The organism is Nonomuraea sp. bgisy101 (assembly GCF_057708945.1).
The window spans coordinates 92,992-117,417 of sequence record NZ_JBYITD010000024.1 but is presented as its reverse complement, the minus strand read 5'-3'; the positions used below and the strand labels follow the sequence as shown (position 1 = coordinate 117,417).

Here is a 24,426-nt window from a genome sequence, read left to right as displayed (position 1 = left end):
TGGCGGGACGGCGTGGACACTTCCTGCGCGACCCCGAACCGAATACTGTTCTGGTCATGTATCCGGGAGCCATCGCAGCAGTCACCCCCGACAAGCCCGCTGTGATCATGGCGGGCTCCGGGAACGTCGTCACCTACCGCCAGCTCGAGGAGGAGTCGAACAGGCTCGCCCACCTCTTCCGCTCCGCCGGCCTCAATCCGGGCGACCACATCGCGTTCATGCTCGAGAACCATCCGCTCTTCCTGGTCATCGCCTGGGCGGCACACCGCTCAGGGCTGTACTACACCGCGATCAGCTCGCGCCTGCAGAGCGAGGAGCTGTCCTACATCGTCGACAACTGCGAGGCCAGGGTCTTCATCGCCTCGTCCGGGCTGGCCGAGGTGGCCGCCTCGATCGACGCGCCCGGCGTGGAGCTCAGGCTCATGGTCGACGGCGTCGCCGACGGCTTCCAGTCCTACGAGGAGGCCGTCGCGGGGCAGCCGCCGACGCCCATCGCCGACGAGTGCCTGGGCGCTGACATGCTCTACTCCTCCGGCACCACGGGCAGGCCCAAGGGCGTCAAGCCGACGCTCTCGCAGGCGCCGCTCGACACTCCCGGACCGCTGCTCCAGCTCATCCAGTTCCTGTTCGCGCCCGCGGCCGACAGCGTCTACCTGTCGCCCGCGCCGCTCTACCACGCCGCCCCGCTGCGCTACTGCCTGCAGTTCCAGCGGCTCGGGGCGACGGTCGTCGTGATGGAGCGTTTCGACCCCGCCGAGTACCTCGCGCTGGTCGAACGGCACGCGGTCACGCACACCCAGCTCGTGCCGACGATGTTCATCAAGATGCTCAAGCTGCCCGACGAGGTCAGAGCCAAGCACGACCTGTCGTCGCTCCAGTGCGCGATACACGCCGCCGCGCCGTGCCCGATCCCCGTCAAGGAGCAGATGCTCGACTGGTGGGGTCCCATCATCCACGAGTACTACGCGGGCACCGAGGGCAACGGCTTCCTGTACGCGGGCCCCTCGGACTGGCTCGCCCACAAGGGCACCGTCGGCCGCCCCCTGCTCGGTGTCGTGCACGTCTGCGACGAGGAGGGCCACGAACTGGCGCCCCGCGAGCACGGCACGGTCTACTTCTCCGACGGACCCCGCTTCGAGTACCACGGAGACCCGGACAAGACCCGCTCCGCGCACGACCCCCAGGGCAGGGGCTGGACCACGCTCGGCGACATCGGCTACGTCGACGAGGACGGCTTCCTCTACCTGACCGACCGCCGCTCCTACATGATCATCTCGGGCGGGGTGAACATCTACCCGCAGGAGTCCGAGAACGTGCTGTCCCTCCACCCCAAGGTCGCCGACGTGGCCGTGTTCGGCATCCCGGACGAGGAGATGGGCGAGCAGGTCAAGGCCGTCGTCCAGCCCGCCGACCTCGCCGAGGCGGGCCAGGCGCTGGAGGCGGAGCTGATCGAGTACTGCAGGGCGCGGCTGGCCCACTACAAATGCCCCAGGTCCGTCGACTTCCGCGACGAGCTGCCCCGCCACCCGACCGGCAAGCTCTACAAGCGGCTGCTGCGCGAGCAGTACCTCGACGTCCCCTAGGAACCTGACCGCACAAGGCCTGCCGCCTTCGTCGCCGCCCCGACCGCTCCGGCCCGTCCGCGCCGCCCCGTCCGCGCCGCCCCGTCCCCGATCGCGCCACAGAGGAGCCTGTCACCAGGCCCTTGAACCCGGCTCGGCAGACCACCCACACCCACGCCGAGGACCGGAAGGCCGACGAGGACGAGGGCGGGGATCCGATCTTCTCGTCAACCGGGCGGCGGGCCGTGGCCCGCTCGAGGCGAGGGGCGTGACAGGACCCTTCGGTCAGCCCCGTTCGATGATCCTCGCCAGGTCCCTCCGGAACGCCGATCCGTCGAGGCTGGGGTGGCCCGTCCTCTTGTCCGCCACGATCTGCTCGGCGTGGTCGAAGCAGAGGGCGTATCCCCGCATGATCGTGTAAGCCTCGGCGGAGCGCTTCTGTCCCAGGCAGACAAAGCAGTAGAGGGTCATGATTGTCACGGTAGCCAACGATCGGCAGCCGGAGGCGGGCCTCCCGCGAGCCCGCGGCGGGGAGTCGGGTGTGGACTCGGCAGGGGAGGAAGGCCGATGGTGCGCTGCACCCCGCTCGATGAATCTTTGATGAGAGATCGCGACCGCAGCCCATGCCTGACCTGGGGTGATAAAGCCCCCGTCAGGGGGTTCGGCACCCCAGGATCGGCGGCTTAACCAGCGTTTACAGCCCCGTTGACACCCTGGGAGTACGGCACGCCACAGTGGCGCGCCACAGCGGCCTTTTGGGGATGGACATGAACGCGAACGAGCCTCGTGAGCACGGCGAAGGCAATGTGGGTGGGAGCTGGACCCAGTTCGGTTCCAAGCCTCCGGTCGCCGGCGGATTCCAGCACGCCGTGCCGACGCCGTCGGACGATACGACGATCATGCAGGTGCCTGCCGTACCGAAGCAGCAGTCCAGGTTCACCACCGGCCAGAAGGCCATCGCGGGGCTCGCCCTCGCGGCGACGGCGCTGATCGGCGGCGTGGCGGGGGCCGCGACCGTGAGCGCCTTCGGTGGCGGGACGACGACCGTGGCCTCCTCGCCCAGCCCGACTTTCAAGCAGGCGTCGAACCCGCTGACCGTGGCCGACGTCGCCCAGAACGTGCAGCCGTCGGTCGTCATGATCCAGGGCCGGACGGGTGAGGGCTCGGGCGTCGTCCTGTCGGAGGACGGCCTGATCCTCACCAACAACCACGTGGTGGTCGGCGCGGGCCAGGGCGGCTCGATGACGGTGAAGTTCAGCGACGGCAAGACCGCCAAGGCGTCGGTCGTCGGCACCGACCCGACGACCGACCTGGCCGTCATCAGGGCGGAAGGCGTCTCGGGGCTGACCAAGGCCGCCCTCGGCGACAGCGACGCGCTCAGGGTGGGCGACGCCGTACTGGCGATCGGAAGCCCGCTCGGCCTGGACGGCTCGGTCACCGCGGGCATCGTCAGCGCGCTGGACCGCACGCTCACCGTCGGCAACGAGGACCAGAACCAGCAGCAGCTGCCGCCCGGGTGGGGCAACCTGCGCGAGCAGTCGCAGCCGTCGTCGACCACCACGATCGGCGGGGCCATCCAGACGGACGCCGCCATCAACCCCGGCAACAGCGGTGGCGCTCTCGTCAACGCGGCCGGTGAGGTGATCGGCATCAACACGGCCATCGCGACCGGCGGCGGTACCGGCAACATCGGCGTCGGCTTCGCCATCCCGATCAACACCGCCAAGCAGGTGTCCCAGCAGCTCATCGACAACGGCAAGGTGAGCCACGCCTACCTCGGCGTCAGCGTCACCGACGCCTCGGGTGACGTGCCGGGAGCTCTGGTACGGCAGGTGCAGGAGGGAAGCCCCGCGGCCAAGGCCGGTCTGAAGAACGGCGATCTGATCACGAAGATCGGCGAGACGGCGGTTGACGGGGGAGATACGGTAGTCGGACAGGTCAGAGGTTTCAAAGTCGGCCAGCAGGTCAAGATCACATATATGAGGGACGGCAAGACCCAGGAGGTCACCGTGACCCTCGCGGAGAAGACTGGCGAGTAGAACCCCCCTCGTTGGACGGAGGTGCCGTCGAGATCGCTGCGGACTCGGCGGCACCTCCCCCCTTTTCAGCCCCCTTCCGGCCGGGCGGGGGTTCAGCGGAACCTGCGGCCCTCGTCACGGCGGTAGGCCCACACCGCGGCGGCGGCGCCCGCGACGGTCCAGACCGCCAGCGTGACCAGCGGCAGCGGCTCAGGCCTGAAGTCCGTGGTCGCGGCCCACACCAGCTCCATGGCACCCCTGCTCGGCAGGTACGGCGCGACCGCCCCGATGAAGGCCGGCGGGTCCATCGGGTTGCCGAACATGCCGCCGCCGATGGCGATCGGGAAGAACAGCACCTGCGAGACCGCGATGGCCGCCTTGGCCGGGAGCGAGTAGCCGACGAGCAGGCCCAGCATCATGAACGGCAGCGCGCCCACGATCAGCGCGCCCAGGCCGAGCAGCAGTTGCAGGGGCGTGGCCGTCGCCTCGGTGAGGAACGCCGCGACCAGCACGACGGGCACGACCGCGATCAGCATGACGGCCAGCGAGGTCAGCATCCGCCCCGCGAAACGGGGGAAGGGGCCGGCGGGCAGCGTGCGCAGGTAGGGGTCCCAGGGCTTGCCGCGGTCGTCGGCCACGCCGATGCCGAGCCCCATCAGCCCGCTCGACATCACGGCGAACAGCGTCATCGACGCCGTGCCGACCGTGGCCGTCACGGGATCGTGTCCGGCGAACGGCACGACGAAGGCCAGCATCGAGATGGTGGGGAAGAAGACGCCGGCCACGATCGCGATCGGGACCCGCAGCTGCTCGAGGAACTGGTAGCGGGTGTGGGTCAGGATCAGGCTAGACACCTGCGGTCTCCTTCGAGGTGATGGCGAGGAAGGCGTCCTCGAGCGTGGCCGGGCTGATCTCGAGCCCCGAGAACGGCACGCCGCTGGCGACCAGGTCCAGCACCAGGCGGTCGGAGTCGGAGGTGAGCAGCTCGTGACGGTCGTCCACCCGCTCGGCGCTGACCACGCCGGGCAGGTCGGGCAGGTCGGCGGCCGACAGCGACACCCGGCGCACGCCCACCATGCCGCGCACGGCCTGCATCGTGTCGTCGGCCAGCACCCTGCCCTTGCCGATCACCACCACGCGCTCGGCCAGCGCCTCGACCTCCTCCAGGTAGTGGCTGGTGAGCACCACCGTGCCGCCTTCGGCGTGGAAGGCTCTGACCCCTTCCCACAGCGACCTTCGCGCCTCCACGTCGAGACCGGTGGTGGGCTCGTCGAGGAAGACGATGCGCGGCTTGCCGGCGAAGGCCAGCGCCACCGCGAGGCGGCGCTTCTGGCCGCCTGACAGGCCCCCGACCTGCCTGCGGGCGAGGTCGTCGAGGCCGAACCTGGCCAGCAGTTCCTGCCTGCCCACCCTTTCGGGGAAGTGGGAGGAGACGAAGTCGACGATCTCGCCGACGCGCAGCGCCTCCGGCAGGCCCGTCTCCTGGGGCGTCACGCCCATGCCCTGCCGTACGCGGGGGTCGGAGGGGGCGCCGCCGAGCAGCTCGACCACGCCCTTGGTCGGCCTGCGCAGGCCGACGAAGAGGTTGACGAGCGTGGACTTGCCCGCGCCGTTCGGGCCGAGCAGGCCGACGAGCTGTCCTGAGGGGATCTCCATGGACACGTCGTCGAGGGCGGTCACCTCGCCGTAGCGTCGGGTGACCTCGACGGTCCTGGCCAAGACGGTCATGCTTCGCCTCCAAGAAGGGCGCGGATCGCGATGGTGTATTCCTCGAAGGCCAGCCGTCCGCGCCTGGTCAGCGCGACGTAGGTGACGGGGGTACGGCCCTTGTGGGTTTTGGTGATCTCGACGTAGCCCGCGTCCTCGAGCTTGGTCAGGTGCACCGACAGGTTGCCCGCCGTCATGGCGAGCAGATCCTTCAACCCGGGGAAGGCGATCTGGTCACCTTCGGCCAGGGCGTTGAGCGTGGCCACCACGCGCAGCCTGGCCTGCGCGTGGATGACGGGGTCGAGGTCGGGGAGCGTCACCGGCGCCGCCTGAGCACGATTCCCATGACGAAGAAGCCGCCGCCGACCAGCAGCGAGATCAGCAGGGAATGCCAGCCGGGACCCAGGGTGGCACCGGCGGTGTTGACGGCCGCGATCCAGACGCCGAGAAAAAACATCGGCCACTCGTGCCAGACGGCGCCGCCCGCCATGTAGAGGATGGAGACCACCAGCAACGACACCGAGGCGTAGAGCAGGCCGATCTGGTCGCGGGGGAATATCGGGGCGAAGTGGCTGAGAATCAGGCCCATCGACAGCATTCCGACGAACCAGGCGTAGCCGTACATCATCCCGCGTTCGGCGGTGCCGCCGCGGATCTTCACGGCGGAGCGGGCGGTCCAGAACAGGAACGCGCCGGCCAGCAGTTGCGCGCCCATCAGGACGGCCAGCGCGAGCTGCCAGGTGATCGGGGCGATGGGGCGGCCGTCGAGACCGTAGGACAGGAAGAAGGTGCCGAAGCCGACGAGCCACGCCAGGCCCCAGGGGGCGTAGAGGAACAGGGGGTCGGGCTGAAGCCTGCGCGCGGCGGCGGCGCCCTGCTCCTCGATGAGCCGCATCATCTCGGCGGGGCTCAGGTCTTCGTCGTCCACAACAGTCCAAACTGGTCGATTCCATCAACTGGTTTGAATCATAAACCTGATTGCGTGGCAAACGGAAGTGGGGGAGTGGAACACCCGCAGACACAAGAGCGGCCCCTCCCCGCGCTGGGGGAGGGGCCGCTCTCGCCTGCCTACCGGGTCAGCCCTTGCCTCCGGGGAGGGACAGGCCGATGACCAACGGGTCGTGGTCGGAGGAGCGGAACGCGTCGGGCTGGTAGAGGCCCGGCGGGTTGAACTCGGTGTTGTAGTCGAGGATGCGCGGCTCGTCCGAGTTGACGTGCCAGATGGTCGCACCCGTCACCCGCTTGAGCAGCTGCTTGCCGACCAGCGCGTGGTCGAGCTCGCCTGCCAGCCCGCCGAACAGGTAGCTGTAGCGGAACGGCGCGGGCACGAACCGCTTGGTCACGCTCGTCAGCCCTCCGGTCTGCAGCGTGTCGATCGGGTCCTCCTCGCCGTAGGCGTTGAGGTCGCCGAGCACCAGCGGGTTGGGCAGGTCGAGGGAGGAGATCACCCCGAGCACGGCCCCGGCCTGCTTGACCCGCAGCGGGTTCCAGCAGCTCTGCCCGTCGCCCTGGTCGGCGTCGGGACCGCTGGGCGGGCACGAGCCCTTCGACTTGAAGTGGTTGACGATCATCGTGAACGGCTGGCCGCCGCCCGCCCGCCTGAAGGTCTGGATCAGCGGCGGCCTGCTGAAGACCGGGTCCTCGGACGACAGCGCCGCCCCGACCGGCGCCACGCGGGCGGGCTTGTAGATCATCGCCACGTGGATCAGGTCCGTCCCGGGGAACGGGTGGGTGAGCGCCGCGTAGGTGCCCGCGCCGACCTTGGCGTTCAGCGCGTCGACCAGGGCCTGCAGAGCGGTCTGGCCGTTGTTCTCGACCTCCATGAGCCCCACCACGTCCGCGTCGAGGCCGTGCAGGGTCGCCACCAGCTTGTCGAGCTGGCGCCGCTGCTCCTCGGCGGTCGTCGCGCCGCGCGAGCCCAGCGTGGTGAACCAGTTCAGCGTGTTCAGGCTGGCCACCTTGACGTTGCCGCCGACGGGCAGCGGCCTGGGCAGGCGCGGGTTGGTCCGCAGGAAGCTGATCGGCTTGGTGGGCTGGAGCCGGTAGGAGCCGAACCCGTAGCCGAGCACGCCGGTCACGCCGAAGGCCGTGTCACCCGTGCGCACCACGCGCGGGCTGGTGTAGGGGATCGTGGCGGGGTTCTCCCTGGTGGAGCCGTCGTCGATGAGCAGCGTACGGCGGGCGTCGAGCGCCGCGTCCACGCCTGGCCTGTCGGTCGGCTGGTAGAGGCGTCCCTCGGAGGAGACGGTGACCTCGCCGAAGCGTCCGAGGTTGAAGTGCTCGGAGACGGTCAGCGGCTCGTCGAACGTGACGAGCATGTTCTCGACGGGCTCGAAGGTCGTGCCGTCGGCGCGTGGCAGCCGGTACTGCTGTGAGGGGATCGTCCCCGTTCCGCACACGTCGATCGCGGTGACGGGCGACAGCTCGGTCCACCCGTTGAACTCGGTGACCTTGCCGGTGACGAGCACCCTGTCGCCGACCTTGACGTCCTTGACGGTGTCGCGGGCGAACGCGAACAGGCCCTCGGAGGTCTTCGGGTCGGCGTCGGGCGTGGCGTCCTGCAGGAAGAAGCCGCTCAGCTCGGTGCTCTTCTGGAAGTCGCCGGTCACGACGCCCTCCACCCGTACGGTCTGCCCGGCCAGGGGGCTGGCCTCGCCCGCGCCCTGGACGCCGGCGATCTGGTGCGTCGCGGCCGTGTCGCAGGGCTCGCCCGTGGGGGTGGGCGATGGTGTGGGGGTCGGCGTGGGCGTCGGCTCCTGGCCGCCGTCACAGGGGGCGGCGGGCGACGCGGTGTTGCGCGGGGCGGGCGAGCCGGACTCCAGGTCAGCGGCGTTGTCGTCGGTGTCGGCGCAGCCGTGCGTCTTGCGCAGCGCGGCCGTGGTGTTCGACAGGCCCGGCGCGGCGGCCGTGCCCTCGAAGAAGGTCGCGTTGCCGAAGCCGACGAGGTCGGCGATCTGGGCGGTCTGCTGGGCCGTGCACGAGGTGGGGGTGCCGTTGCAGGCCAGGCCCGTGGCCGAGCGGACCAGGGCGAGCTTGCCCGCGCCGGCGCTGACCGCGATGGTGGCGGTGGCGTCGGGGGTGGGCAGCGCCGGGCCGGGGTTGCTGCCGGGAGCGAGCTGCACGAGGTAGTACTGTCCCGGCGCCAGCGTGCCCGACAGCGGGGCGACGTTGGCGGCGAAGTGGCCCGAGCCGGTCGCACTGGCGTACTGCACCGACCAGCCGTCGACGGCCACGGGCGCGGAGCTCCTGTTGAACAGCTCCACGAAGTCGTTGGCCAGCGGCGCTCCAGAGTTGCCTCCGCCGCCGTAGACCTGGCTGATGACGACGGGGCCCGGCGCCGCGGAGGCCGGGGCGATCGTGAGGGTCGCCACGCCCGCGGCGGCGAGGCCGAGGGCGACAAAGGCGGATAAGGCTCGCATGACCCGCACTTTAGAGGGAGATAGTCGAACATACCGCCACCAAACGATGAAATCATCGACCCTTGACAGACGGCGTCTGGCGTCATGTCGTCTCATGACCTAGCAACGCGGGTATGCACACGTCATGGACTGGGTCACGTGTTCACACTCCCCGTCGTGCACGGGAGTCGCGCGCCAGCCGTACGGCAGCTGCCTGTCCCACCTTTCTCCCGAGCAGCTGGCCGACGCACTCGCAGCCGTCCGCCCAGGACGGCTGCTCGACCTCCGCGGCACCACGATCGACGGCGAGCTGCTGGCCAGGGTGCTGGCCGCGGCGGAAGGCAGGCCCGGCAGGGCCCGCATGGACCTGGCGCGCTTCACCGGCGAGGCGCGCTTCACCGAGGTGAGCTTCCAGGGCGACGTGTCGCTGGACGGCTCCAGGTTCGACAGGCTCGCCTCCTTCTTCGGCGCCAGTTTCGCGGGCAACGTGTCGTTCAACGGCGCGCGGTTCGCCCGCCAGCTGTCCTTCCACGGGGCGCGGGTGCGCGGGCATGCCGGATTCGACAGGGCGGTGGTGGCCAGCGACGCCCTGTTCGGCCAGGCGGTCTTCGCGCGCGGGCTGTCGGCGGAGCGTGCCAGGTTCGACGGGTTCGCCACGTTCGACGGGGCCGAGTTCGGCGAGCTGGCCACCTTCAGGGGCGCGAGGTTCGGCCGCACGCTGTCGTTCAAGAAGGTGCGGGGGCGGGCGGGCTTCGAGTCGGCTCACTTCGCCTCCGGGGCCTACCTGTCGGCGACCAGGCATCTGGCCGTGACCGGAGCGCGCGTGGACGGCGCGCTCGACCTGGTCGTCGAGGACTGCTCGGTCGACCTGCGCAAGGTCGAGGTCAGGGGCACCACCGCGGTCAGGCTGTCGCGCGCCCACGCCGACATGGAGGCGGCCGTCCTGCGGGGGCCCGCGACGGTGAGCGGGCGGGGCTTCTGCACGATCAGCTCGCTGCGCGAGGCGGTCGCGCCGGACCTGTCGCTGTACAAGCTGGACCTGTCGGCCTGCCGCTTCGCCGGGCTCGCGCATCCCTCGGGGCTGCGGCTGACGGGATGCACCTTCGCCTTCACTCCTCGCGGGGTGCGCTTCAGCCTGCGCTGGCCGCCGCTGCGGTGGTTCTCCAGGCGCAGGGCGCTGGCCGACGAGCACGGCTGGCGTGGCTGGTCCAAGGGCCCCGACGACCCCTCCTCGCCGGACGGCCTGGCCGTGCTCTACGACGCACTGCGCCACTCGCCCGACGACGACGGGACCGCCGCCGACTTCGCCTTCGGCGCGATGGAGATGCGCCGCGCCGCGGGCCGCCGCTGGTGGCTGTCGCTGTACTGGCTGCTGTGCGGGTACGGCCTGCGCACCGGCAGGGCGGTGGCGTGGGGCGTGTTACTGGTGGCGGTCACCGCGGGCGCGGTGCTGTGGACCAGCACCTCCCACGCGGCCAGGCGGGCCTCGACGCCGCGTCCCGCCGTGCCAGGACCCGCCGCGCACCATTGACCGCGAATCAGGGGTTTCCCCGATGCTGCCCCTGGGCGGCCCTTCGTACACTGGAGACCATGCTCATCGACGACTACGTGGCAGGGCTCCACCGGGCGCTCGACGGCCCCAGCGGAGCCAAGCGCGATCTGGTCGTCGAGGCTCGCGACAGCCTGGCCGACACCGCCGAGGCCTACGAGGCGGGCGGGCTGGCCCGGCTGGAGGCCGAGCGGCTGGCGGTCGAGGAGTTCGGCGAGCTGGCCGAGATCGCGCCCGGCTACCAGCGTGAGCTGACCACCACGGCCGGGCGCAGGCTCGCCGCGCTGCTGTTCGTGAGCGTGCCGATGACCACGCTGCTGTGGAGCGTGGTCTGGGCGTTCTTTCCCATGGACGCCGCCGACTGGTCGCTGCGGCCCACGTGGTTCGTTCCCGTGGCCCGCCTGCTCGACGGCTTCCACCTGACCACCGGGGTGCTCGGCGGGCTGACGCTCCTGGCGCTGACCTGGGGCGCCCGCTGGGTGCGCAGACCCGAGCGGCTGACCAGGGTGCTCGCGCTGTGGGTGTGGGCGATGCTGCCGGTCACGCTGCTGCTCAGCGCCGCCCTCCAGTACGGCTCCCACGGCCCCACCGGGTTCACCGCCTTCGTGCCCGGCATGGTCCTGTCGCTGACCACGCCGCTGCTGAACGGCCTGCAGCTCTACGGCGCGGCCCGCTGCCTGCGCATCACCCGGCGGCTTCGGCCCGCCTGAGCCCCGGCTCGAGCACGCTGCCGATCACCCCGGTGAACTCCCGCCAGGCCGACCGCTCGCCCGCGAGTTGCTTGGCCCCCGAGGCGGTCAGCCGGTAGGTGCGCCGCTTGCGCCCGCCGACGGTCGCCCACTCGCTGGCCAGATAGCCGACGCGCTCCAGCCTGCGCAGCGCGGGATAGACGGTGCCGGTCGGGACGGCCAGCGCGCCGCCGCTGCGTTCCGTCAGCGCCTCGATGATGGCGTAGCCGTGCAGTGGCTCGTGCTCCAGCACGGAGAGCAGCAGGGCGTCCATGTGCCCGCGAAGCGCGTCGGGATTCACATCACCCATCCTAGGTCCGCGGTCGTCATGTAGACAGTCTACATGTAGGCTCTCTATATGTAGACAGACACAACGACGGAGTTGATGGGATGGACGTCCTCGACCTGGCCCGGCTGCAGTTCGCGCTGACCGGCAGCCTGCACTTCCTCTTCGTGGTGCTCACGCTGGGCCTGGCCCCCCTCGTGGCGATCATGCACACCCGCTGGGTGCGCTCGGGCAATCCACTGCACGAGCACCTGACCCGCTTCTGGGGCCAGATCTACGTGATCAACTACGCCCTCGGCATCGTCACAGGCCTGGTGATGGAGTTCCAGTTCGGACTGAGCTGGAGCGGCCTGTCGCACTACGCGGGCGACGTCTTCGGCGCGCCGCTGGCCATGGAGACGCTGATCGCGTTCTTCCTCGAGTCGACGTTCCTCGGCCTGTGGATCTTCGGCTGGCACCGGCTGCGCAAGGGCCTGCACCTGGCCTGCATCTGGATCGTCACCCTCACCGCCTACGGCAGCGCCTTCTACATCATGGTCGCCAACTCCTTCCTGCAGAACCCGGTCGGCTCCGTGGTCGACGGCGACCGTCTGCGGCTGACCGACTTCGGCGCGCTGATGACGAACAAAGCGCTGGTCCTGTCCTTCCCGCACGTCCTCGGGGCGGGGCTGGCGGCGGGCGGCTTCGTGGTGATGGGCGCGAGCGCCTACCAGTTGCTCCGCCGTACCGCCTATGCCGAGTTCTTCACCAAGTCGCTGCGCACCGGGGTCGTGGTCTCGGCCGTCGGCGTCCTGCTGGCCGTCGCCACCGGCTACGCGCAGTTCGGCGTGGTCCAGGAGGGCAAGTTCAACGGCAACACGGGAGCGGCCACCGGGCTCGGCTTCATGGTCCTGATCGGCGAGCTGCTGCAGCTCGTCGTCCTGCTCATGCTGCTGCCCGTCATCTACTGGCTGCCCCGCTGGCGATGGACGCACCCCATCCTGATGATCATGACGCCGCTGCCCTTCCTCGCCGCCGTCTTCGGCTGGATGGCCCGAGAGATCGGCCGCCAGCCCTGGATGATCTGGGAGCGGCTCACCGTCGCCGACGCCATGTCGCCAGGGCTGACCTCGGGCATGGTCACCGCGTCGCTGATCGGCTTCACCGCGGTGCTCGGCCTGCTCGCCGTCGTCGACTACGTCCTCATCGCCCGGGTCGTACGGCGCGGCCCCGGCGATCTCGCCCTCGGCGCCTGGCCCCTCGCCACCACCCCCGCGCCCGTCCGCATGGAGGTCTGACGTGACTCCTCCGCTCCCTGAAGGGAGCGGCTTCTCGCTAAGCCGCTTCCGCCCGGCGAAGGGCAAGCCCTGCCCTGAGAATGTTCGTGGCCGCGTTCACGTCGGCGTGCGCGGCATGCCCGCACGCCGTACAGGCGAACTCAGCCTGTGTGGGGCGGTTTTCTCGCGCGCAGTGCCCGCAACGGGCGCACGTGCGGGAGGTGTTGGCGGGATTCACTGCGATCAGCTCTCGACCGGCGCTTTCAGCCTTGTGCGCGAGGACCGCAAGGAACACCCCCCAACCCGCGTCGAGAATGCTCCGGTTGAGGCCGGACTTGGCGGCGACCATCCGGCCGGGCTGTTCGAGAGTGCCGGCAGCGGAGTGGGTCATGTTGGTGATCGGCAGGTCTTCGTAGACGATCACGTCGTAGTCGAGGACCAGCGCGTTCGCGGCCTTGTGCGCACCGTCCAGGCGCTGACGGCGGACCTTGGCGTGCAGGGCGGCGAGCTGGGAGACCACCTTACGGCGGCGGTTGGATCTGGGCTTCTTCCGGGCCAGGTCCCGCTGGGTGGCGGCGAGCAGGTCGGCGGAGACTGCCAAGTGACGGGGGTTGGCCAGGTGGTCACCATCGCTGGTCGTGACGAGCGAGGCCACGCCCATGTCGATCCCGGCCACCGCGCCGGTCGCCGGGAGCGGCTGGGCGGGCACACCGTCGCACGACAGGATCACGTACCAGCGGGAGCCTTCCCGCTTCACGCTGATCGTTTTCACGGTGCCCCGGACCGGGCGGTGCTGGTGTACGCGTATGTGCCCGATGCCCTGCAACCGCACGTAGGTGGTGGTGGGGTGCTCGGGCTGGGAGTCCCAGCGGCAGCCGTCGCCGTCTTTGGGCCACTCCACCGTGTCGAACCAGCCGCGCCCCTTGAAACGCGGGAAGCCCGGCGCACGGCCCTCGCGGACCCGCTTGAAGAACGACGCGTACGCCTTGTCCAGGCGGCGCAGGGTGGCCTGCTGGGAGGAGAACGACCAGCGCGCCTGCCCGTCCGGGTCGTCGGCGCGGATGTGCTTCACTCGGCCGACTGCTCGCCGTACCGGACGGTCACACCCGCCTTGCGGAAGGCCGTTCGCCGGTGCTCCAGCGCGGCGTTGTACAGCTGGCGGTGGTCTTCCAGGCACTGGGCCAGCGCGGCGGCCTGCTTGACGGTGGGGCGCAGCAGGAACTTGAACGACCTACGCACGGCGACCTGCCCCGGGCCGCTCAGCCTGCGCCTGGATGTAGCGCTGCACCGTCACCCGCCCGCCGAGGACCGGGCGGCGGTACTTCGGGCACCACACGACGTGGTACCCGAGGTCGTACGCCGCACCGGGAGAGGTGCGCAGCTGACGAGTCACCCGATCATTACAACACCGTCATGCATCTAACAACTCAGAGAATGGAGATTCTGATGCGCGGACCTGGCAGGTCAGAGCACGCTCGGGCCTTGGCGGCCCTCCCTCTCCCGATTCCCCCGTCGTCCAAAGGCGACGGTCCCCTCGGGAGTATCTGATGGAAGTCGTCTGGCTCGTCGTCTTCGCCGCCCTGCTGGCGGGCTACTTCGCCCTGGAGGGCTTCGACCTGGGGGTGGGGCTGCTGCTGGCCGGACGCCCCCAGGAGCGCAGGGACCGCATGGTCGCCGCCATGGCGCCGTTCGTGCTGGCCAACGAGGTGTGGCTGGTGGCGGTCGCGGGCGTGCTGTTCGGCGCGTTCCCGCTGCTGGAAGGGGAGGTGATCTTCGCGCTCTACCCGTTCGTCGTGGCGATGCTGCTGGGCTGGGTCGTGCGCGACGCGGGCCTGTGGTTCCGCCGCAGGATCGAGGGTCCGGCATGGCGCGGCTTCTGGGACCTGATGATCTCGCTGGGCTCGCTCGTGCTCGCCTTCGGGTGGGGCATGGCCATCGCCTCCATGGCGGGGCTGCCGTGGCCGGCGGGGATCGCCGCCGGCGCCCTCACCACCGCGCTGTTCGCCTTCCACGGAAGGACCTTCCTGGCCTGGCGGCAGGCCAGGGGCACCGGCCGCGGTCTGGCGCTGTCCGCCCTGGCCGCCGCCGCGCCCGTCATCGTGCTGCTGGCGGCCGCCGCCCCGCACCTGCTGGACAACGCCGCGCCCGCAGGGACGCTGAATGTGCTCAGTCTCATGGTCGTGCCGTTCGCGCCCGTCATGGTAGGCGCGCAAGTATGGGTGTGGCGCACCTTCCGGCCAGTCAAGGGCGCCGACCGCATCCCGTCGTTCTTCTAGAGGACTCGTTGCACAAGGACCTTCTGCGGCTCATGCGAGCCGAGCGCGCGGTGCGCACGCACCTGACCGTCACCATGGCCGCCGCCGTGACCGCGGGTCTTCTCGTGCTGGTCCAGGCCGAACTGCTCGCCGGGGTGCTGTCGGGCAGGTTCACCACCGCGGCCCTGTCGGCGCTGGCGGCGGTGGTAGGGCTGCGCGGCCTGCTCGGCTGGGCGCAGGGCATCTTCGCGGCGCGGACCTCCACGGGAGTGAAGTCCGCGCTGCGCCACCGGCTGCTGGCCAGGCTGCAGGAACTCGGGCCCGCCCGCCTGACGGGACACCGCTCGGGCGAGCTCGTCACGCTCACCGGCCGCGGGCTCGACGCGCTCGACCCCTACCTGACCGGGTACCTGCCCGCGATGGCGGTGGCGGGCGTGGTGCCCGTCGCCGTTCTCATCAGGCTCTTCGCCGCCGATCTCACCAGCGCGCTCATCGTGCTGGTCACGCTGCCGCTCATCCCGATCTTCGGAGCGCTCGTCGGCATGCACACCAAGGCGGTGACCGAACGGCAGTGGCGGGCGCTGTCCAGGCTGGGCGGGCACTTCCTCGACGTCGTGCGCGGCCTGCCCACCCTGCGCGCCTTCGGCAGGGCCCGCTACCAGGCGACCGTCATCCGGCAGGTGGCCGACGCGCACAGATCCGCGACGATGCGGACCCTGAGGGTCGCCTTCCTGTCCTCGCTGGTGCTCGAACTGTGCGCGTCGCTCTCGCTGGCGCTGGTCGCGGTGCCGATCGGGCTGCGCCTGCTCGGCGGGTCGCTCGACCTGACGACGGCGCTGCTGGTGCTGCTGCTGGCACCCGAGGCGTACCTGCCGTTGCGGATGATGGGGACCCGTTTCCACGCCTCCATGGAGGGCGTCGCGGCCGCCGACGCCGCCTTCGCCGTCCTGGACGACACCGCCGATCCTTCGCAGGAGACCCAGGAGCGGGCCGGCGCCCGATCACCTCGGCCAGGGCCGGCCTCCGAGAGCGCCCCTCACCCTGTGCCGGCCTCCGAGAGCCACCCTCGTCCGGAGAGGACCTCCGAGAGCCCGCCCGAGATCCGCCTGGAGAACGTCACCGTGCGCTATCCCGGCCGCGACGACCCCGCGCTCCAGGACGTCAGCCTCGTCATCACCCCTGGCGAGCGCGTGGCGCTGGTCGGCGAGAGCGGCGGAGGCAAGAGCACGCTGCTCCACCTGCTGCTCGGCTTCGTCCAGCCCACCGAGGGTCGCGTTCTCGTCGACGGCGCCGACCTCGGTGACCTCGACCAGGCCGCGTGGCGCGACACACTGGCGTTCGTGCCCCAGCGCCCGCACCTGTTCGCCACCTCCGTCGCCGACAACATCCGCCTCGGCGCCCCCTCGGCCTCCCTCGACCGCGTACGGCAGGCCGCCAGGGCCGCGCACGCCGACGAGTTCGTGAGCGCCATGCCCGGCGGCTACGACACGCTCGTCGGCGAGCGCGGCGCGAACCTGTCGGCGGGCCAGCGGCAGCGGCTGGCCCTCGCCCGCGCGTTCTGCAGGCCGGACACCGCCGTGCTGCTGCTCGACGAACCCACCGCGAGGCTCGACGGGCGCAGCGAGGCCGCGGTGGTCGCCGCCACGGCCGAGCTGAGCGACCGCCGCACCGCGGTGATCGTCGCCCACCGGCCAGCGATGATCGACCTGGCCGATCGGGTGATCCGCATCCACGAGGGCCGCGTGGTCTCCGACACCGCCGCCTCCTCCTCCGGCCGTCCTCCAGGGCCGGGCGGAGGACGATCATGCGACGGGGACACGGGGAAGGCGCGGACGGCGGCGCAGGCGGGAGACGAGCGATGACCACCACGCGGCAACCGGGGACGCCGGCCACCACGCGCAGGCGGATGAGCGCCCGCGTGGTGTGGGCCGTGCTGGCGGGCGCGGCGGCCGAGCTGGCGGGCGTGGGGCTCACCGCGTCGGCGGCCTGGCTCATCACCACGGCCGCCCAGCAACCGCCGCTGGCCGCGCTGAGCGTGGCGATCGTGGCGGTGCGGGCGTTCGCGACCAGCAAGGGCGTCTTCCGCTACGCCGAACGCCTCACGGGGCACGACGTCGCCCTTCGCGCCCAGGCCGCCACCCGCGAACGCCTCTACGAGTCGCTCATCCCGCCCAAGCAGCCCAGGCACGGGGGCGCCGACCTGCTCAGCAGGATGGTCGACGACACCGACGCCGTGCAGGACCTGCTCGTGCGCTGCCTGCTGCCCGCGACGGCCGCTCTCATCACCGGCGTGACCGCCGTCGTCGTCGCGTTCGCCGTCCATCCCGGCACCGCGCCGGTGCTCCTGGCGGGGCTCGTGGTGGCGGGCGTGCTCCTTCCCGCGGGTACGGCCGCCGCCGCCCGCCGCTGGTCGGCGCGCATCGCCCCGGCCAGGGCGGCGCTCGCCGAACGGGTGGCAGACCTGGTGCACGGCTCGGCCGACCTGGCCGCCTACGGCGCGGGAGGCCGGGCGCTGACCGACGCGCTCGACGCCGACGCCGCCCTGTCCTTCCTCGAACGCCGCCAGGCCCGCGTCCACGCGGCGGCGCTGGCGGTCGGCGTGCTGGTGCAGGGGCTGACGGTGGTCGCGATCGTGTGGCTGGCGCAGAGCACGGGCGCGGGCAGCGTCGCGACGGCCGTCCTGGCGTTGACGGCGCTGGTCTCCTTCGAGCCCGTGCTCCCGCTGGCCGCCGCGGGGGAGCGGTACGCGGGGATCGCCGCCGCGCTGCGCCGGTTGAAGGAGATCGGGTCGGTTCCGCCGGCCGTGACCGAACCCGCCGCGCCCGCCGCGTTGCCGGACGGGCCGCTGACCGTCGAGATCGACGACCTGGTGGTACGGCACGCCAGGCCCGCCGCCCCGAACCCGGCGTCGGCGGAAGGTCAGGGGACGGACGCGCGAGGCACGCCGGCCGCGGCGGTCGACGGGGTGAGCCTGACGCTGACGCCGGGCAAGCGGGTCGCGCTCGTGGGACCCAGCGGCGCGGGCAAGAGCACCCTGCTGGCCGCGTTGATGCGCCTGGTCGAGCCCGAGTCGGGGGCGATCAGGGTCAACGGCGTCGACATCGCCGACCTCGACTCCGACGACGTCCGGACGCTGATGACCGGCCTCACCCAGGACCCCTACATCTTCCAGACCACCCTGCGCGACAACCTTCGCCTGGCCGGCCCCGCCTCCACGCCCGACGAGCGGGAGCAGGCCGTGCGCAGGGCCAGGCTGGACCGCTGGGTGGCGCGCACCGGCTGGGACGCCGAGCTCGGCGAGGACGGCAGGACGGTCTCCGGTGGCCAGCTGCAGCGCCTGGCCCTGGCCAGGGCCCTGCTGTACGACCCGCCCGTGCTGCTGCTCGACGAGCCCGCCGAGGCGCTCGACGAGGCGACCGCCGACGAGCTGATGACCGACCTGCTCGACGTGACGCACGGCCGTACGACGCTGCTCGTCACCCACCGGCTCAAGGGACTAGAGCACGTGGACGAGATCGTGGTGCTGGAGCAGGGGCGGGTCGTCCAGCGCGGGCACCACGACGACCTGGTCAGCGAGCCTGGCTACTACCGGGATCTGTGGCAGTCGGAGGCCCTGGTCTCGGGATGATCTCAACTATGTGCTGAAATCAAGGCACTTCTTGCATGTGTGAGATTTGTCCCGCGAATGTTCTCCCGTACAGATATGAGGGGGACACCGGATGCGGGGCCGGACGACGTGGGTGGTCAAGCGTGCGGCCGCCGAGCCCCTGCTCCCGCTGACGGCGTTCGCGGCGATCCTGCTGGCCACCACCACGCTGGTGTCGTTGGCGATCTCCATCTCCTCGGTGGTCGACGTCGGCGTCCGCTGGAGCGTGACACAGGCCGACCGGGCCAGGACCTCGGCCGAGGTCACCACGTGGGTCAAGCGCGAGAGCTTCGCCCAGGCCGACGCCGCCGTCCGCGCCCAGGCGGCGGAGTCCTTCCCCCGGTTCGCGCCACGCGTCGTCTCCGTCATCAAGTCCGGCCCCTACCAGGGCGAGGACGGAGAGCGGCTGCTCTTCGGCACCCGCTCCGATCTGGAGACCGGCGCCGAGCTGCTCCAGGGCACGTGGGCGCGCCCCGGCGCGGAGCCACTGCAGGCGACGCTGCCGCAGGAGACGGCGCAGCGGCTGGGGGTCAGCGCGGGCCAGGAGCTCACGGTACGGCGCCGCGAGGCGGACCAGCCGCTGACAGTGCTGGTCACCGGCGTGTTCGCCACGCCCGACGGCCTCCATCCCCCTGCCGACGACGCGCTCATGGTTCCAGGGGAGACGTTCCTGGCGAGGTTCGCCGACCAGGTGCTCGGCTACTGGCATGTCACCCCCGACCTGAAGAACATCGCCACCGGCGACCTCGCCCCCCTCTCGGCGGCGGCCGCGGGCCTGCCCGACCGGCTCAAGGCCCGCCCCGCCTGCGCCGACTGCACGGTGCGCGAGGAGCTGTCGACCTATCTCGCCCAGCTCGACCGCAGCGCGCTGGTCGGCCAGTCGACCATGCTGGTGCCGGTGCTCCAGCTGCTGATCCTGGCCGGGTACTCGCTGATGCTCACCGCCAGGATGCTGGCCGAGGGCCGCCGCATGGAGATGGCGCTGCTGCGCGCCCGAGGCGCGGGCATGGGCGGGCTGGTGTCGCTGAGCATGACCGAGGCACTGCTGATCGCGCTGCCGAGCGTGGTGATCGCCCCCTTCGCCGCCCCGCACGTCCTCAACGGCGTCAGCGGCCTGCTGTGGGCGCAGGCGGGAGCCGTACGGGTGCCCGCCGCGCCCGAACCGGTCACGTTCGCGATCGCGGCGGCCGCGGCGCTGGCCGGCGCCGCGCTGCTGGCCGCCTCCGCCGCGCGCAGCGCCCGCCGTACCTATGTCGAGGAACAGGCCGCGCGCGGCCGCGGCGACCGCGGGGGCGTGCTGGCCAGGGCAGGCGGCGACATCGCCCTGCTCGTGGTGGCCGGCCTGGCCGTCTGGCAGCTCACCAGGTACGGCTCGCCCGTCACCGCGACCGCCGGGGGTGGGCTCGGCATCGACCCCATGCTCGTCACCGGCCCGGCGCTGGCCCTGCTCAGCGGCGGCATGCTCGGCATGCGCCTGGTGCCGTGGACGTCAGGGCTCGTCGCGAGGCTCACCTCGCGCCGTGCCACGCTGGCCCCCGCTCTCGGCGCGTGGCAGGTCAGCCGCCGCCCGCTGCGCTACGTCGGCCCCGCCCTGCTGCTGACCATGGCCGTGGCCATCGGCGTGCTGTCGATCACCACGACGACCACGTGGGAGTCGTCGCAGCGCGACCAGGCCGGCCACAGGGTAGGCGCCGACCTGCGGATCTCCCCTGCCACGGGGCCGGGCGAGGTGGGCGGGCTCGGCGCCGGCAGGGTGTACGCGAGCCTGCCGGGCGTCAGCGCCGTCAGCCCCGCCGTCCGCGACTCGGTGTCGATCGGGTCGGGCTCGGCCGAACTGCTCGCGCTCGACGCCGACCGGCTCGACACCGTCATGAACCTGCGCGAGGACCTGTCGGCCGTCTCCCTGGCCGCCATGGCGGAGGGGCTCACAGCGGGAAGGCCCACGCTTCGCGCGGTCCCCGTTCCCGGCACGCCCTCCGAGCTCGCCGTGATCGTGCGCACGCGGGCGCCCGCCCCTCTGAAGGCCGAGCTCCTGATCAGCGACGCCGAAGGCGTGCGCTGGCGGCTCGACCTGGCCGACAGGGCAGCTGCCGGCGAGCGGGCGCTGGTCGCCGACCTGGCCGCGCTCGCCGGCAGGGCAGGCAGGATCGCCTATCCGCTCGCCGTGCGCGGCCTCACCTTCGGCGAGACGCCCGCACCCGTCGTGGTCGCCGCGCTCAGGGCGGGCGGCCACGACGTCCAGCCCCCCGGCGACCTGGCATGGGCCGGGTTCGAGCAGGTCGGCAGGTTCCAGGGCAGCGGGGTCGGCGACGGCGGCGTCAAGGAGGTCACGACGGGGCAGGGCGGCCTGTTCGGCATCGACGCCGTGCCCGAACGCGGCAAGGCGGTGGTGCTGGCCGTACCGCCCGGTACGCCGTCGCAGCGGCTGTTCGGCGGCACCGTCGGCGGTCGGGCGACGCTGCCCCAGCCGCTGCCCGTCGTCGTCACCGACGAGCTGGCCGCCGAGGAGAAGCTCTCGGTCGGCATGAGGCTGTTCCTGCCGTTCGACGCCACCACCTCGGCGCTCATCGTGGTCGCCGTCGTCGACAGCCTGCCCGGCATGACCGTCGGCGAGCCCGGCGTCCTCGTCGACCTGCCCACGCTCGCCGACAGGAACATCCTCACCGTCAACGCGCCGCCCAGGGTCACCGAATGGTGGGCGGCCGCCGAGGACGGCGACCCCGGCGCCGCCACGCGAGCGCTCGCCGCTCACCCCGGCTGGAGCGCGCGCGTCCTCGACCGGCAGAGCGTCTTCACCGAGCTGCGCGACGACCCGCTGGCCGGCGGCCTGCAGAGCGCGCTGCTGATCGGCTTCGTCGCCGCGGTCATCTTCGCCGGGCTCGGGTTCGCGGTCAACGCCGCGGTCGCCGCCCGTGAACGCTCGGCCGAACTCGGCCTCCTGCACGCGCTCGGCGTCACCTTCCGCCAGGTGCTCGGGCTGCTCGCGGTCGAGCAGACGTTCCTGATCGGGCTCGGCCTGGCGGGCGGCACCCTGCTCGCCGGCGGCATGGCGGCCGTCGTGGTGCCGCACCTGGTGTTGTCAGGGCAGGTCACGGCGGTGACCCCGCCCGTGCGGCTGGACATCCCCTGGGTCCAGACCGCCGTCCTGCTCGCGGTCATCGCGGCGGGCCTGTTCGCGATCGTGGCCGCGCTCGCGGGCTCGCTGCGTCGTCGCGGCCTGGCGCAGGCCAGGCACATCGGGGAGGACGCATGACCGCCATCCGGCTCGCGGCCCGCCTGACCCTGCTGCATCGGGGCATCGCCGCGCTGCTCGGCGTCCTCGTGCTCAGCATGACGCTGCTGGGCGGGGCGCTGCCGAGGGTGTTCGAGGACTCCTACGAGCGCTCGCTGCTGCAGGCCGTCCGCGAGACCAGGCCCGAGCTGCTGGAGATCGCCGTGGACGCGCAGTCGGTCGCGGTCGGCGCCCGCCCCGCCGACGCCGCCGCGCTGGCCACGCGCATGGACGCGCTGCGCAAGGCCATGCCGCCCGCCCTCGCCTCGCTGGTCGGCGAGGTGAAGTACGGGGTGAGCACCAACCGCCTCAGGCTCGTCGGCCACGTCGGGCGCGAGCCGCGCGCCGACAACTTCGTCGACCTGGCGTGGAACACCGGCGCGGCCAAGCGGGTCCGCTACGTCAAGGGCGTCCCTCCCTCGAACGTCACCACGGGCCCCAACCCGCTCACCGAACGGTCGACGCCCAACCCCCGGCAGGACGCGGCCCTCACCGTCCTGATGGCCAGGCCCCAGCTCACCACCGTCGAGGTCGGCCTGCCCGAGGACGTCACCGAACAGATGGGGCTCGACGTCGGTGCCACGATCGTCTCGGCGGGCGGGCTCCTCATCAAGGTCACAGGCCTGTACGAGCCGATCGACCCCGCCGACCCGTTCTGGTCGGTGTTCCCCTCGATGGCCCGCGTCTACATTCCCAACCCGGCCGCCAACGCCGCCTCGTTCGTGGTCACGGGCCTGGCCGACCAGAAGGTCGTGGCGGCGCTCAGCCAGGTCAGGGAGCGGATGAACTACCGCTGGGGGTTCTCCGCCGTGCCCTCGGCGTTCACCGTCGAGGCCGCTCCCCGGCTCGGGGCCGCGCTGGACGCCTTCACGGCGGCGGCGCGCCGGATGTCGACGCCGGTCATGCCGTACAAGGTGACCAGCAGGCTGCCCGCGACGACCGACGACTTCCTCGGCAAGCTGGGCGCCACCCAGACCCTCATGGGGCTGCAGCTCGCCGGGCTGTTCGCGGTCGCGTTCGGGGTGGTGGCGCTGGTGCTCGGCCTGCTGCTCGGCCGCGTCGCCGCCGGCCTGGTGGCCGCCAGGGCCAGGGCCGCCTCGACGGCCCAGTTCGCGGCCGTCGGCGCGGCGGTGATCCTCTTCGCCGTCGTCCCCGGGGCGGCGCTGGGCTTCGCGCTGTCCAGGCTGGCGCCCGGCCTGGACACGACGATGTCGCTGCTGGCGGCACCCGCGCTGGTCCTCGCCACCTTCCTGTACGGCATGGGCCACCTCCTCGTCGTCCACCGCGGCCCGCTGGTCGAGCGGCGCGACGACCTCGTCGTCAGGCCGTTCACACCGCGCAGGCTCGTCGCCGACCTCCTCGTCGTCCTCCTGGCGGCGGTGGCCGCCTACCTCGCGATCAGCCGCGGCGTGACGGCCGCCCCGCCAGGGTCGGGCGGCGACCCGCTCCTGGTGGCGGCGCCCACCGCCGTCGCGCTCGCCTGCGCGCTGGTCCTGCTGTGGGGTTACCCGTACCTGCTGCGCCTGTTGTCCCTCGCCGCGGCCAGGAGCAGGCGCCCGGTGCTGTTCCTCGCGGTCGCGGCGGCCGCCCGCTCCAGGACCGCCGCCACGCTGCCCGCGCTGATCCTGGTGCCCGCGCTCACGCTGTCGGTCTACAGCGCGCTCACGCTCGACTCGCTCGCCGAGGGGCAGCGCGCCGCCGCCTGGCAGCGGACCGGCGCCGACGCCAGGGTGTCGGTCGGGGAGGGCGCCATCTCGCCGGAGGCGATCGAGCAGGTGCGCGGGCTGCCAGGTGTGCGGGAGGTCATCCCCTTCGAGCTGCGCGCGGGTCGCCTGTCCGGCGGCACGCTCGCCTTCACCTACCTGCGGTTGGACACCGCCGCCTACGCACGGAGCCTCGCCGACGCCCCGCCCGCCGTGTCGGTGCCCGTCACGGCCGTCAACAGGGCCGCCGACAGGTCCGCGGCGACCGCCAAGGGCTCCGCGGCCCCCGTCCTGGTGACCAGGGGCCTGGGCACGGCACGGGCCAGGCCGATCGTGCTGTCGGGCAACGACGCCGCCCCCGTCGTGGTCGACCACGTGGGCCACATCGAGCGCTTCCCCGGTGTCGAGCCCGCCGGCGAGTTGCTCGTCCTGCCCACCTCGGTGCTGCCGGAGGAGAAGGCGCCGCTGCGCCCCAACGAGCTGTTCGTCTTCGGCGAGGGGATCAATGCGGCCGATCTGGAGAAGGCGCTCGGCGCGTGGGCCGTGGCCGGCACCCGCGAGGCGGACCTGGCCGCGATCGTGTCCACCCCGCTCACCAGGACGATCACGCTGGCCTTCCGGCTGTCGGCCCTCGCGCTCGCCGTCTACTCGCTGCTGGCCGTATGGGTGACGGTCGTCGCGGGCGCCGCCGAGCGGCGGCGCAGCATCTCCTACCTGTCGACGATGGGCATGTCGGGCAGGCAGGCACAGGCGATCACGCTCGGCGAGGTGTCACCCCTGGTGATCACGGCGGGGGTCGCGGGCATCCTGCTCGGCACCGCCTACCCCGCGGTCTTCGGCGGGGGAGTGGATCTGAGCGACTACGCGGGCGGGCTGCCCGTCGGCTACTCCGTCACCTGGACGACCCCGCTCCTGCTGGGCGCGGGTGTCACCGTGGCCGCGCTGCTCGGCGCCGTCGGGCACGTCGCCGCATCCGGCAGGCGCGGCGTCGGAGTGGCGCTGCGGGCGGGGGAATGAGCGTGTAATGCTTGAGGTTCTAAAAAGAGC

Annotated in this window: 20 protein-coding genes; 10 read left to right on the top strand and 10 right to left on the bottom strand. The window is 71.9% G+C overall.

The features are described from left to right. The first annotated feature begins 56 nt into the window (after positions 1-56). Entirely contained in the window at positions 57-1,583 is a 1,527-nt protein-coding gene (locus tag AC3EO4_RS37070) for an AMP-binding protein (RefSeq protein ID WP_488186372.1), read from the top strand. 264 nt (positions 1,584-1,847) lie between these two features. Here AC3EO4_RS37070 and AC3EO4_RS37065 read toward each other — a convergent pair whose 3' ends face one another. Then, entirely contained in the window at positions 1,848-2,033 is a 186-nt protein-coding gene (locus AC3EO4_RS37065; RefSeq protein ID WP_379571955.1) for a hypothetical protein, read from the bottom strand. Between the two features lie 296 nt (positions 2,034-2,329). Between AC3EO4_RS37065 and AC3EO4_RS37060 the strand changes: the two genes are divergently transcribed. Continuing rightward, positions 2,330-3,601 carry a S1C family serine protease gene (locus AC3EO4_RS37060; RefSeq protein WP_431900116.1) on the top strand — a complete coding sequence of 424 codons (1,272 nt, stop codon included), beginning with the start codon at positions 2,330-2,332 and terminating at the stop codon, positions 3,599-3,601. 92 nt (positions 3,602-3,693) lie between these two features. Here AC3EO4_RS37060 and AC3EO4_RS37055 read toward each other — a convergent pair whose 3' ends face one another. The 5 genes from AC3EO4_RS37055 to AC3EO4_RS37035 form a co-directional block, all read right to left on the bottom strand. After that, positions 3,694-4,434 carry an ABC transporter permease gene (locus tag AC3EO4_RS37055; RefSeq protein WP_379571951.1) on the bottom strand — a complete coding sequence of 247 codons (741 nt, stop codon included), beginning with the start codon at positions 4,432-4,434 and terminating at the stop codon, positions 3,694-3,696. After that, positions 4,427-5,308, bottom strand: coding sequence for an ABC transporter ATP-binding protein (locus tag AC3EO4_RS37050; protein ID WP_431900114.1), 882 nt, complete (start codon positions 5,306-5,308; stop codon positions 4,427-4,429). The genes AC3EO4_RS37055 and AC3EO4_RS37050 overlap by 8 nt, the downstream gene beginning before the upstream one ends. Continuing rightward, entirely contained in the window at positions 5,305-5,607 is a 303-nt protein-coding gene (locus AC3EO4_RS37045) for a transcriptional regulator (protein WP_379571947.1), read from the bottom strand. The genes AC3EO4_RS37050 and AC3EO4_RS37045 overlap by 4 nt, the downstream gene beginning before the upstream one ends. Continuing rightward, positions 5,604-6,215, bottom strand: a complete 612-nt coding sequence (locus AC3EO4_RS37040) for a hypothetical protein (RefSeq protein WP_431900113.1) — start codon at positions 6,213-6,215, stop codon at positions 5,604-5,606. The genes AC3EO4_RS37045 and AC3EO4_RS37040 overlap by 4 nt, the downstream gene beginning before the upstream one ends. A gap of 148 nt (positions 6,216-6,363) precedes the next feature. Further along, a complete protein-coding gene (locus AC3EO4_RS37035) occupies positions 6,364-8,706 on the bottom strand; it encodes an ExeM/NucH family extracellular endonuclease (RefSeq protein ID WP_379571943.1) in 2,343 nt (780 codons plus the stop codon). 124 nt (positions 8,707-8,830) lie between these two features. Here AC3EO4_RS37035 and AC3EO4_RS37030 point away from each other — a divergent pair, with 124 nt between their 5' ends. Continuing rightward, positions 8,831-10,216, top strand: a complete 1,386-nt coding sequence (locus tag AC3EO4_RS37030; RefSeq protein WP_431900111.1) for a pentapeptide repeat-containing protein — start codon at positions 8,831-8,833, stop codon at positions 10,214-10,216. Positions 10,217-10,275: 59 nt separating this feature from the next. Next, positions 10,276-10,944, top strand: coding sequence for a permease prefix domain 1-containing protein (locus tag AC3EO4_RS37025; RefSeq protein WP_379571939.1), 669 nt, complete (start codon positions 10,276-10,278; stop codon positions 10,942-10,944). On the opposite strand, the gene AC3EO4_RS37020 is transcribed toward AC3EO4_RS37025, so the two are convergent. Further along, a complete protein-coding gene (locus tag AC3EO4_RS37020) occupies positions 10,919-11,263 on the bottom strand; it encodes a helix-turn-helix transcriptional regulator (protein WP_431900109.1) in 345 nt (114 codons plus the stop codon). The two genes, AC3EO4_RS37025 and AC3EO4_RS37020, sit on opposite strands and share 26 nt — an antisense overlap. A gap of 89 nt (positions 11,264-11,352) precedes the next feature. On the opposite strand from AC3EO4_RS37020, the gene AC3EO4_RS37015 reads away from it, so the two are divergent. Beyond that, positions 11,353-12,525: a cytochrome ubiquinol oxidase subunit I gene (locus AC3EO4_RS37015; protein ID WP_379571935.1), complete on the top strand. Its 1,173-nt coding sequence runs from the start codon at positions 11,353-11,355 to the stop codon at positions 12,523-12,525. A gap of 37 nt (positions 12,526-12,562) precedes the next feature. Here the strand turns inward: AC3EO4_RS37015 and AC3EO4_RS37010 are convergent, their stop codons facing one another. Genes AC3EO4_RS37010 through AC3EO4_RS37000 form a run of 3 tightly spaced genes read right to left on the bottom strand, consistent with a single transcriptional unit; the run spans position 12,563 to position 13,897 of the window. Further along, positions 12,563-13,576: an RNA-guided endonuclease InsQ/TnpB family protein gene (locus AC3EO4_RS37010; protein WP_431900107.1), complete on the bottom strand. Its 1,014-nt coding sequence runs from the start codon at positions 13,574-13,576 to the stop codon at positions 12,563-12,565. After that, positions 13,573-13,743, bottom strand: coding sequence for a helix-turn-helix domain-containing protein (locus AC3EO4_RS37005; RefSeq protein WP_431900105.1), 171 nt, complete (start codon positions 13,741-13,743; stop codon positions 13,573-13,575). Before AC3EO4_RS37005 ends, AC3EO4_RS37010 begins: the two co-directional genes overlap by 4 nt. Further along, positions 13,736-13,897 (bottom strand): transposase, encoded by a 162-nt coding sequence (locus AC3EO4_RS37000; RefSeq protein ID WP_431900104.1) that lies wholly within the window; start codon positions 13,895-13,897, stop codon positions 13,736-13,738. The genes AC3EO4_RS37005 and AC3EO4_RS37000 overlap by 8 nt, the downstream gene beginning before the upstream one ends. 154 nt (positions 13,898-14,051) lie before the next feature. Here AC3EO4_RS37000 and AC3EO4_RS36995 point away from each other — a divergent pair, with 154 nt between their 5' ends. The 5 genes from AC3EO4_RS36995 (at position 14,052) to AC3EO4_RS36975 (ending at position 24,396) form a co-directional block, all read left to right on the top strand. Further along, positions 14,052-14,780 carry a cytochrome d ubiquinol oxidase subunit II gene (locus AC3EO4_RS36995; protein WP_379571932.1) on the top strand — a complete coding sequence of 243 codons (729 nt, stop codon included), beginning with the start codon at positions 14,052-14,054 and terminating at the stop codon, positions 14,778-14,780. A gap of 32 nt (positions 14,781-14,812) precedes the next feature. Further along, positions 14,813-16,621 carry a thiol reductant ABC exporter subunit CydD gene (cydD, locus tag AC3EO4_RS36990; RefSeq protein WP_431900102.1) on the top strand — a complete coding sequence of 603 codons (1,809 nt, stop codon included), beginning with the start codon at positions 14,813-14,815 and terminating at the stop codon, positions 16,619-16,621. Beyond that, positions 16,618-18,387, top strand: a complete 1,770-nt coding sequence (gene cydC / locus AC3EO4_RS36985) for a thiol reductant ABC exporter subunit CydC (protein WP_431900100.1) — start codon at positions 16,618-16,620, stop codon at positions 18,385-18,387. The genes cydD and cydC overlap by 4 nt, the downstream gene beginning before the upstream one ends. A 91-nt stretch (positions 18,388-18,478) precedes the next feature. Further along, on the top strand, positions 18,479-21,658 hold the full coding sequence (locus AC3EO4_RS36980; RefSeq protein WP_431900099.1) for an FtsX-like permease family protein: 3,180 nt from the start codon (positions 18,479-18,481) through the stop codon (positions 21,656-21,658). Continuing rightward, complete coding sequence (locus tag AC3EO4_RS36975; RefSeq protein ID WP_431900097.1) at positions 21,655-24,396, top strand: FtsX-like permease family protein; 2,742 nt, start codon at positions 21,655-21,657, stop codon at positions 24,394-24,396. Before AC3EO4_RS36980 ends, AC3EO4_RS36975 begins: the two co-directional genes overlap by 4 nt. The last annotated feature ends 30 nt before the right edge of the window (positions 24,397-24,426 follow it).